The sequence below is a fragment of the Hymenobacter sp. genome (assembly GCF_036387835.1).
Taxonomy (GTDB): Bacteria; Bacteroidota; Bacteroidia; order Cytophagales; family Hymenobacteraceae; genus Hymenobacter.
Genome location: NZ_DASVSY010000113.1, coordinates 1 through 9,785, shown reverse-complemented (window position 1 = coordinate 9,785; position 9,785 = coordinate 1). Strand labels below are relative to the sequence as shown.

General features: G+C 56.1%; 9 protein-coding genes. 4 read left to right on the top strand and 5 right to left on the bottom strand.

Annotation, left to right across the window (positions count from 1 at the left end):
• Positions 1–493: 493 nt before the first annotated feature.
• The gene (locus tag VF639_RS22360) at positions 494–1,228 is read left to right on the top strand and encodes a phenylalanine 4-monooxygenase (RefSeq protein ID WP_331148174.1); all 735 of its coding nucleotides are present in this window, start codon (positions 494–496) and stop codon (positions 1,226–1,228) included.
• A gap of 260 nt (positions 1,229–1,488) precedes the next feature.
• On the opposite strand, the gene VF639_RS22355 is transcribed toward VF639_RS22360, so the two are convergent.
• Positions 1,489–2,352, bottom strand: coding sequence for a dienelactone hydrolase family protein (locus tag VF639_RS22355; RefSeq protein ID WP_331148173.1), 864 nt, complete (start codon positions 2,350–2,352; stop codon positions 1,489–1,491).
• Positions 2,353–2,570: 218 nt separating this feature from the next.
• Here VF639_RS22355 and VF639_RS22350 point away from each other — a divergent pair, with 218 nt between their 5' ends.
• Positions 2,571–3,032 carry a hypothetical protein gene (locus VF639_RS22350; protein ID WP_331148172.1) on the top strand — a complete coding sequence of 154 codons (462 nt, stop codon included), beginning with the start codon at positions 2,571–2,573 and terminating at the stop codon, positions 3,030–3,032.
• Between the two features lie 74 nt (positions 3,033–3,106).
• A complete protein-coding gene (locus VF639_RS22345) occupies positions 3,107–4,429 on the top strand; it encodes a M64 family metallopeptidase (RefSeq protein ID WP_331148171.1) in 1,323 nt (440 codons plus the stop codon).
• 106 nt (positions 4,430–4,535) lie between these two features.
• On the opposite strand, the gene VF639_RS22340 is transcribed toward VF639_RS22345, so the two are convergent.
• From VF639_RS22340 to VF639_RS22325, 4 genes are all read right to left on the bottom strand, one after another.
• On the bottom strand, positions 4,536–5,852 hold the full coding sequence (locus VF639_RS22340) for an ABC1 kinase family protein (RefSeq protein WP_331148170.1): 1,317 nt from the start codon (positions 5,850–5,852) through the stop codon (positions 4,536–4,538).
• A 152-nt stretch (positions 5,853–6,004) separates the two neighbouring features.
• Complete coding sequence (locus tag VF639_RS22335; RefSeq protein WP_331148169.1) at positions 6,005–6,694, bottom strand: TetR/AcrR family transcriptional regulator; 690 nt, start codon at positions 6,692–6,694, stop codon at positions 6,005–6,007.
• Between the two features lie 348 nt (positions 6,695–7,042).
• On the bottom strand, positions 7,043–8,365 hold the full coding sequence (locus tag VF639_RS22330; RefSeq protein ID WP_331148168.1) for a cryptochrome/photolyase family protein: 1,323 nt from the start codon (positions 8,363–8,365) through the stop codon (positions 7,043–7,045).
• A 138-nt stretch (positions 8,366–8,503) separates the two neighbouring features.
• Entirely contained in the window at positions 8,504–9,217 is a 714-nt protein-coding gene (locus VF639_RS22325; protein WP_331148167.1) for an SDR family NAD(P)-dependent oxidoreductase, read from the bottom strand.
• Positions 9,218–9,410: 193 nt separating this feature from the next.
• Between VF639_RS22325 and VF639_RS22320 the strand changes: the two genes are divergently transcribed.
• Positions 9,411–9,785, top strand: a 375-nt coding sequence (locus tag VF639_RS22320) for a biotin carboxylase N-terminal domain-containing protein (protein ID WP_331148166.1), incomplete at its 3' end; no start/stop codon positions are given.

The following is a 9,785-nucleotide window of genomic DNA, read 5'->3' as shown; positions in this document are numbered from 1 at the left end:
TGTAGAGACGCGACACTTCGCGTCTCCTCGTTGCTGACGATGTTTAAACTGCGCGTTCTATGTCATTCCAGGCCGCGACGCTAAATGCCGCGCCTCTATATAGATAGTTTAGAGGAGATTATACCTTAAACTATGAATATGTTTTATCTATGACTGAAATTTTAGGGGCATGATCGAAAAACAAGCATCTTTCTGCTTTTTGGCCCCTAGTATTTAGGGGGTATAGTCAAGAAACATGTATGAATTCTTGTTATGCCATAAAAAATTAAAGCTCAACTAATACATCTTGTTTCCTAAATCATATATATTTGTCATCATGATGTCGCGCCAGCCAGTGAAACAGTTTTGCCTAACCAATATTCGTCCCGCGCGGGACGGAGTCGGGCTGCTTTGCCGGTACGGAAGCTAGAAGCGCAACACAACGCTTAACCTCTGAAACCTTATAAAGCCCGACTCCTAAAAAGGAGCCGGGCTTTTTTTCTGCCTTATACCCATGTTACAGCAACACTACGACCGGTACACTGCCCAAGACCAACTGGTTTGGAAAGTATTGTTCGACCGCCAAACGGCCCTGCTGCACAAACGCGCCTGCCAAGCCTTCACGGAAGGCCTGCAACGTATTGGGTTTCACCGCAACGCCATTCCCAACTTCGAGGAAACGAGCGTGCGGCTACAAGAGGCCACGGGTTGGCAGCTAGAGCCTGTACTCGGCATGCTCAACGACGCCGAGTTCTTCGGCTTGCTGGCACAACGCAAATTCCCGGCTACCGTCTGGATTCGGTCAATGGCGCAATTCGACTTCATTGAGGAGCCTGACCTGTTTCACGGCGTATTCGGACACGTGCCGCTGCTCATGGACAAAGCCTTTGCCGACTTCCTGCACTTCCTGGGGCAGGTAGCAGCACAGCATCTGCACGATGCCGCTGCCCTCGAGCGCCTAGACCGGTTATATGGCTTCACGGTGCAGTTTGGGCTGGTCGAGGAGAGTGGTGTAACCCGCATGTACGGGGCTGGTTTGCTGTCCTCATCGGGTGAGATTCACCATTGCATTGCCGACGACAGTAACCGTCGGCCGTTCGACCTCGCTACTGTGTTGCACACGCCCTACAGCGAAGCGCATTTGCAGGAACAATACTTCGTGCTGCCCAATTGGGAGCATCTTACCGGCAGCGTGGCCGAATTGGCAGCACTGCTGGCTTCCGATTGGCAACTGAAACCGGTGGAGTAACATCATCAGATTCATAAACACAACAAGCAATAGTGTGGGAGCCTGCTTTGCTGCTTTACAAGGTTGTATGAAGCAGGGCAGTGGGAGGGGGGATACTAGTACCGCCATTGCTTCCAACTTGAATAGCCAGATGGGTTTCTGCTCTATCTGCTTGTTGTTTTTGAATTGCCCTCGATAGGTTTGTAGCTTCCGCGCTATCTGGCACCAAAAAGCCCGTCAGTTGACGGGCTTTTTTGATGTTAAGTAATAAGCAATAAGAGCTAGCTCTTCAGCTTGAAGTTTTTCTTGAAGTAAGCCACCGACAGCGCGTGGGCATCGTCGCCGAAGGTTTTGTTGTATTTGGGGTTGGAAGGATTGGCAAATGCGTGGTCGGCATCGTAGCTTTTGATGGTGACTTTCTTGTTGGCAGCAGCCATGTCCTTTTGAAATTGGGCTACAACTTCCGGGTTGATCCACTTGTCTTGGCTGGCGAAAAGGCCGAGCACATCAGTGTTCAGAGTTTTGAGCTTGGCCACGTCCTTTTCGGGCATGCCGTAGTACATCACACAGCCGACGTCTTGTTTGCCGGCTAACAAAGCCGTTTGCAGGCTCCAGCCACCCCCGAAGCACCAGCCTACGCTGGCTACCTGGGCTTTCGGGCCAGCGTACTGCACGGCACCTTTAATAATGGCTTGGGCGCGGTCGGTTTTGACGGACTGCATGTACTTGCCGGCTTCTTCGGGGGTAGTGGCTACCTGGCCGTCGTAGAGGTCGAGGGCAATGATGTTGACGCCGGGCAGATCTTTGGCGTATTGGGCTACTTCTTGCTTGATGTAGTCGTTGAGGCCCCACCATTCATGAATTACGAAGAGGTATTTGTCGGAAGAAGTGGCGCTTTTGACTTCAAACCCTTTGCCGGTTCGACCATCGGGGGTTTTGAATTCAATGGCTTTGCCTTCGCCCGCATAGGTGTAAGGTAATGGAGCATCGTGGCCGCCAGAAAAGTCTTCATTGGTAGCCAGCATTGCGAATGCCTCGGTGGCATTTGAACTGGTTGGTTTTGCACAACAGCTCATGGCACTTTGAGCCGATGCCATGGTAATGCTGCTCAGCAACACGGCGCACAGGGTCCAGATTTTATTCATATAGTAATTAGAAAAGAAAGGGTAGTACAAAATCTTCAACTAATGTCAATACACGAGTTTAGAAGACTGCGAGCTAAACTGAAAAATTCAAATTTAGTTTTGTACAATTATATATACTTTGGCCTCGCTTATTTAGCTGGCTGATAGTCAAGCACAACCGGGCGGAAGGGGAGGGGTGTTATATGCGGGTTATTTATTGCTTATCAAGTTGTGCGTTGTTGCTGCACGAGCTCGCCGCCTGTGCCTACCACCCAGCTGGCGATTATAAGCCACTGCCGGCGGCAACAGTAGCGCCTACTCCCAAGCTGTTATTTCTGAGTGGTCGGCTAACGGCGGAGGCGTCTGGCTCACAACTGCAAGATCTTCACTTACAGGCCGTGCCTGGTGTCCTGAAGACGGCAGAGGCGGTTGTTAATACGCCGGATTTTTTGCGGGTTTCCCAACTCAACGGCCAAAACCAAGTGATGATGGAAACGCGGGTAATTCATCCGCTACGGCATAGCGTGGAGCACGTAGCCGACGATCAACGCTCTTTCCAACGCAGTGAAGTTAAGTTGCCAACTGCCGAGTTTTTCGTCCGCTTGGCTTTGCATCCAACTGCGGCCTCTATACGCGTCGAAGAAATTGCCGACGGTAAAACTGTCCTACTCCGTGAGCTTCCCATTCCCCCCAAGCCATGAAAACATTTGCCTTCTGGTTGTTCCTGTTATTGTGTATAGGAATAACAGGTCCGGGAACTGCCCAGACTTTTCCTGTGGATACCTTGGTAAAATCTGGCAGCCTAACCAAGCGCATCAACCTGGTCTTTGTTCCCGATGGCTACCAGGCCAGTGAAATGCCTTTGTTTATCAGCAGGGCCAACCAAGCGCTGAAGAGTATGCTTGCCCAGAGTCCATTTCTGGAATACCAGCAGTATTTCAACGCTTTTGCTATTCAAGTGCCTTCGCCGGAAAGCGGTTCGACGCACCCCCGTACGGCCCCCGACTGTGGTAGCACCCAGTCTTTTGCCGCTTCCACTTACTTCAATAGCACCTTCGATGTGGGGGGCATTCACCGTTTGCTGGTACCCCAGCAAAACGCAGCGTTGAGTGTAGTGCTTGCCCAGAATTTCCCGCTGTACGACCAAGTATTCGTGTTGGTCAATTCCACTGAGTATGGTGGCTCAGGGGGCTTTGTTGCCACCGCCTCAGCAAATAATAACGCCACTGAAATTGCCATACATGAAATCGGGCACTCGTTTGCGGGGCTTGCCGATGAGTACTGGGCGGGACCCCAATACGCTCACGAGACCTTCAATATGACGCAAGATACCAATCCGGCCACCGTGCGCTGGGCTTCTTGGATAGGCACGAACTCTGTGGGTATCTATCCCCATGCAGTTGATCCTAGGTGGCAAAAGCCGCACCTAAGCTGTAAAATGCAGTACCTGGGCTTGCCTTTCTGCGCTGTGTGCAAGGAGGCATTTGTGGAGCGCATCCATACCTTGGTTTCACCGTTGCAAGCCTATTCTCCCACTACTCTGGCTATCAACAGCCCCAGTCAAGACGTATCGTTTGCGCTTACGCTGCTGCCTCCGACCCCTAATACGCTCAAAATAACTTGGACCCGTGACGGCACCGTGTTTGCCCAGAATGCGGCTACCGCCACCGTCGCGTTAGCGCAACTACCGGCCGGCACTCATACCGTGCGGGCCTTAGTGGTCGATACTACGGCTCTCACGCGTGTGGTGTCGCACGCCATCCAACACACCTATACCGTTGACTGGACCATCACCCGTACCGTTACAGGAATAAGGATGGCTTCTGCTACGGCGGTATATAAAGTAGAAATGTACCCTAATCCGGTAGGCGACGTCCTGACTCTAAGCTATCAGTTGCCCCGTGTTGCTCCGGTGTCTATTACAGTGCTTGATGCCGCTGGCCGCAAAGTGAAAACTGTCCGTTATAATCGTCAGGCCGCTGGCCGCTACCACTATCAGCTTCGGCCCGAAGAGCTAGGGATACGTGAAGCTGGCGTCTATACTTTGCTGCTGGGTATGGATGGTATACCCATTACGCGGCAACTAGTGAAGCAGTAAGTTTCTTTTGAGTGTAGTATGCCTGCTTAGAGGCCACCAGAATAGGCTCTTAGTACTCGAGTTGCGTTTGTTGAGTTGCGTTTGTTTCGCCGTAGCAGCAATAACTCTAGCGGCCAGTACGCACTACGGCCCGCAGCTCGGTGAGCAGTGCGTAAAGGCCTACGTAGGTTCGGTTCAGGTAAATGAAGTGCTCGGAACCGCGCGGCTCCCGTTGCTGGCGCAGCTCGGGCTGCTGCATCAGGTCGTCGCCGAGGGCGTAGAGGGCCTGCATGTACGATGGGTCGCCGAAGTCGAAAACAGGCTGCCGGAACGGGCGGCCTACCAGCTCCAGCGACGCTTGCATGGTATCGAGGTAGAAGTTTTGGCGGGCGGCGGCATCATCGGGACGCAAAATACCTGCTTGGGTGAGCAAGGCGGCCAGCCGGGTGCGGTCCGCCAGGGTTTCGGGGGTGAGCAAATCGTTGAAGAGGCCGTGGACGTCGGCGGGTATTTCTTTCACGCAGCCAAAGTCGAGCACGCCTACGGTGCCACCGGCTTCGGGGCGCAACAGGAAGTTGCCGGGGTGCGGGTCGGCGTGGACCATGCGTAACTCGTTGAGCTGGAACATGTAGAAGTCCCACAGGGCCTGGCCGAGCTGGTTGCGCACTTCCTGCGGTGGTTTAGTGGCCAGAAACTCCTTGAGGTGCTGGCCCGGCAGCCAGTCCATGGTCAGGATCCGGGCCGACGATAGGGCAGGGTAGTAGCTGGCAAACTCGAGGTGTGGCAAATCAGCGCATTGTGCGGCAATTTCCTGACCCCGTCGCAGCTCCAAGGCATAATCGGTTTCCTCGATGAGTCGGGTTTCTACCTCCTGCAAGTAAGGCCGCACGGTGGCTTCGTCCAGCCCAAGCACCCGCAGGGCAATCGGCTTCACCAGCCGGATATCAGACCGGATGCTATCGGCCACGCCGGGGTACTGCACCTTCACGGCCAGCGCCTTATCGCCGAGGCGGGCAAAATGCACCTGCCCGATGCTGGCAGCTTGGCGGGCATTGATGTCAAACTCCTCGAACACCTCGAACGGCGACTTGCCAAATGAATCCCGGAACGCCTTCACCACCAACGGACCCGACAAGGGCGGCGTTTGGTATTGGGCCTGCGCGAATTGGTCGGCGTAGGCCGTGGGCAGCAGGTTTTTTTCCATGGCCAGCATCTGCGCCACTTTCAGCACCGAGCCTTTCATCTCGCTCAGGGTGCCGTACAGCTCGGCGGCATTGGCAGCGTGCAGGTCGTCGGTGGTGCTTTCGGCTCCCACTGCGCGCTTGGCATAGTGCTTCACATAGTTGGCCCCCACATTGAGGCCAGTGCGAGCAAAGCGGGCGGCGCGGGCTACTTTGGTGGTGGGCAGGGAGGAAAGGGAATTACTCTCAGTTGAGTCAGACATAGGAAATGGTACCCCAAGGCAACGGTTCAGACGTTGCTGAGGCTGCAGCGCGAAGCTCCCGCTTCGTGCATCGTTGAACGATATTCATTGTTGTACTGCGGAAATCAGTGGGTAAGCTTCGCGCTACGGCTGTCCAACCATTGGCGCTCTGCCTAGTACCGCCGCCGGCGGCTGTGCAGCAGGAACCGGATGAAGTCGGTAGCCGAATCCAGCGTGTTGCGGCCGACCAGATCGAAGCTGAGGGTTACGGCCTTTTCGATGGCTGCGTCGGTGCGCTCGAAGTTGATGCTTTCATCTTTGGCGAAGAAGCCGAGCACGAATAGCTGCTGCTGCCAGAAGAAGCGCGGATACCCATCCTGAATAAGCTGGCGGCTGGCAATTTCGTCGGTGCGGCGCCCTTCGCGTAAGATTTCGTCTACAAAGTCCTCGAACTCCTGCCGGAAGTCGTCGAGTACGCGGGGCGTGAGGCCGGGCATTTTCGAGAGGGAGCGGCGCAGCGCGTTCAGGGCGTAGCTGCGGTTGCGCTTCAGTATCTCGATAAGCGTGTAGTAGAAGGCCAGCAGCTTTTCGCGGGCGCCATAGGTTTCCCAAACCGGCTCTTTGGCGGCCGTATCCCGCGCTTCCCGCCCGAAATCGGCCCACAACTCCCGGTCGATGGCATCGAAAGTGGCGTAGTGCTGGTAGAACTCCTGCTCGGGTAGGCCGAGCTGCTTGGTGAGCTTGAACACGGAAGCCGGCTGCCGGCCTTTGTCGAGCACATAGTCGAGGTAGGCTTGCTTGATGCGGACTTTCGGGGTAGCCGCCGTTTCGGGCGCTACTGGAGGCGTGGGTTGCTGTTCCATAGTGCTTGTATAACCATTAGGACAGCAGATAAGTTGAGTTTAGTTGTAAAGGGCCTCACGGGGCCTCACCCCCCGGCCCCCTCTCCCGTGGAGAGGGGGAGCCAGACGATGTAGCGCCGCCCGTTCGGCTCGCGCCTCACGAACGGCTACCATTACAAAGGTGAGCTTCAAATAGAAGAAACTGCAATAGAGACGTTACAAGCTTTTTGCTGTCCCGTGTGAATCGGCTACGGTCCGGTAGCCGTTCGTGAGGCGCGAGCCGAACGGGCGGCGCTACATCGTCTGGCTCCCCCTCTCCACGGGAGAGGGGGCCGGGGGGTGAGGCCCCCGTGAGGCCCACGTCAGGCCCTATACCGCTGCCGCCCGATACGCAGTCCGTAGCGTTTCAATGGCTCGTTCCCGGGCAAACTTGTGGTCCACGATGGGGGCGGGGTAGGCACTGGTGCCGTATTCGGGTACCCATTTCTTCACGTAAGCCAGCTCCGGATCGTACTGCTTGAGCTGGCTGGCGGGGCTGTAGACGCGAAACCAGGGCGCGGCTACCACGCCGGTACCGGCCATCCACTGCCAGTTGCCCACGTTCTGGCTCATGTCGTAGTCGAGGAGATGGTCGGAGAAATACCGGTCGCCCCAACGCCAGTCGGTAAGCAGTTGCTTGACCAGAAAACCGGCGGTGGCAATGCGGGCCCGGTTAGGCATGTAGCCGGTTTGATTCAGCTCGCGCATACCAGCGTCGACGAGGGGGTAGCCGGTGCGGCCTTCGCACCAGGCCCGGAATTCGTCTTCGTTGTTGCGGTAGGGTACGTGGCGTAGGCGGGGCTCGTAGCTTTCGGTGGCTGTGTTGGGGTAGTGCCAGAGCAGCATCATGAAGTAGTCGCGCCAGATCAGCTCGGCCAGCAGCTTTGGGTTCAGCTCTTGGGCCTGCCGCATCAACTCTCGTACGCTCAGCGTGCCGAAGCGCAGATGCACCGAGCGCCGGGTGCTGCTATCTACCCGGCCCGGCGTGTTGCGGGTGAGGTGGTAGTTGCGAACCAGCTCCTCGGCGGGCAGCTCGGCGGAAGGCACAAACTGCCGGAACTCCTCGAACCCCATGTCGGTGAGTGTGGGGCGGCGCGGTGCCTCGGGCAGCTTGGCCAGATGCTTGGCGTCGAACAGCTCCGCCGAAGGATGTGGTTGCAGCTGTTCGTCGCGCAGGGCTTCCAGCCAGGCTTTGCGGTAGGAACCAAATACCTTGGACGGCCTACCCGACTTGCCAAGTAGCTCGTTTTTGGCAAATATCACTTGGTCTTTCAGCGCATGAAACTCAGCTCCATGCTGCTCACACAACTGTGCTACGGCCGTGTCGCGCTCCGCGGCGTAAGGCTCGTAATCCTCGTTGGTATACACTGCGGCCACTTCATAAGTGCTGAGCAGTTGCGCGAAAACTTCCAGCGGCCGGCCAAAAAACGCCAACAGCTGGCCCCCCGACTGCGCCGTCTTGCGACCCAAACGTTCTACTTCGTCATAAATGAAGGTGACACGCGCATCGCGCCGGCTTGGCAGCAGATCCAGGATTTCCCGGTCGTAAATGAAAAGCGGTACTACAGGAAAGCCGCTTTGCAAGGCCGCTGCTAGGCCCGCGTTATCATGGAAACGGATGTCGCGCCGGTGCCAAAAGAGCGTGATCTTCATTTTGCTGGTTGATTGCTGGTTGATAATGGTTGGTACTGCTTCGCTTTGTACGAACAAAGTAAAGTGTGGTGCTTACATAGGTAAGTCAAGTAAGCACCGTTTGCCATAACAATCATCAACCAGCAATCAACTACCAGCTTACTTCAACCGGCCCATGCCACCATCTACCGGCAACACCTGGCCGGTGATGAAGGAACTGTGGTTGGAGAGGAGAAAGGAGGCCATGTAGGCGAGGTCCTGCGGCTGACCAATGCGCTGCAAGGGGTGGCGCTTGGCGCCGGCTTCAACTTTTTCGGGCGTGTTGAGCAGGGCCGCGGCCAGGGGCGTGTCCGTCAGCGACGGCGCCACGGCATTCACCCGGATATTGCTGGCGGCATATTCGGCGGCCAGGGCCCGGGTGAGGCCTTCCACGGCGGCTTTGGCGGTGGCAATGCTGGCGTGGAAACTCATGCCCGTATCGGCGGCCACCGTACTGAATAGCACCACCGAACCGCCGCCCGCTTTCTTGAGCCGCTTCATAGTGGCTTGCAGCACCTGCACCGCCCCGAGCACGTTCAACTCGAAGTCAGCCCGGAAATCATCCACCGGAATTCGCTCGAAAGGCCGCAGCTTGATGCTGCCGGGGCAGTACACCACGCCGTGCAGCTCCTCGGGCAAACTGTCGAGGGCGGCGCCTATGGGCTTCGTCACGTCCAGCTCCAGAAAGGTGGTGCCAAGCTCCGCCAGCTCCGGCGAGAGGTGGCGGGAAGCAGTGTAGAGGTGGGCGTTGAGGGAATGCAGCAGCCGGGCCGTAGCCAGACCTATACCCGAGGAAGCTCCGACGAGCAGAATGTTTTGTTTGGCGAATTCCATGCGGTGATATCAGGTGAGAAAGATTCTTTCACAACTGAACGGTGTGGGGAAGGTTTGCGCTATTGCTTGGAAAAGAACCGTGGGGGCAGCGAATAAGGCAAAAAGCAGAAGCGAATTTTCGCCGCTATTTCCCAACTCTTTGATTAGCTTGCCACACGCATTTCTGTTCTACTCAAACACCGCATATTCCAAGATGAACATCCGCAAGCTGCTCGTCGCCAATCGGGGCGAAATTGCCATTCGCGTCATGCGTGCTGCCACTGAGCTAGGTATTACCACGGTAGCAATTTACACCTACGAAGACCGGTACTCGCTGCACCGCTACAAAGCCGATGAAGCCTACCAAATTGGGCGCGACGACGAGCCGCTGAAGCCATACCTGGACATTGAGGGGCTGATTCGAACAGCCAAGGAAAACGGCGTGGATGCTATTCACCCCGGCTATGGTTTTCTCTCGGAAAATGCCACGCTGGCCCGGCGGTGCGGGGAAGAGGGAATTATTTTCGTGGGGCCGCGGCCCGAGGTGATGGATGCGCTAGGCGACAAAGTAGCCGCCAAAAAAGTGGCC

Bases quoted from the DNA above. Each gene is read 5' to 3' on its own strand.
- VF639_RS22340 (WP_331148170.1), bottom strand. From the start codon at position 5,852: ATGTCTGACTCAACTGAGAGTAATTCCCTTTCCTCCCTGCCCACCACC.
- VF639_RS22325 (WP_331148167.1), bottom strand. From the start codon at position 9,217: ATGGAATTCGCCAAACAAAACATTCTGCTCGTCGGAGCTTCCTCGGGT.
- VF639_RS22330 (WP_331148168.1), bottom strand. From the start codon at position 8,365: ATGAAGATCACGCTCTTTTGGCACCGGCGCGACATCCGTTTCCATGAT.
- VF639_RS22335 (WP_331148169.1), bottom strand. From the start codon at position 6,694: ATGGAACAGCAACCCACGCCTCCAGTAGCGCCCGAAACGGCGGCTACC.
- VF639_RS22355 (WP_331148173.1), bottom strand. From the start codon at position 2,352: ATGAATAAAATCTGGACCCTGTGCGCCGTGTTGCTGAGCAGCATTACC.
- VF639_RS22360 (WP_331148174.1), top strand. From the start codon at position 494: ATGTTACAGCAACACTACGACCGGTACACTGCCCAAGACCAACTGGTT.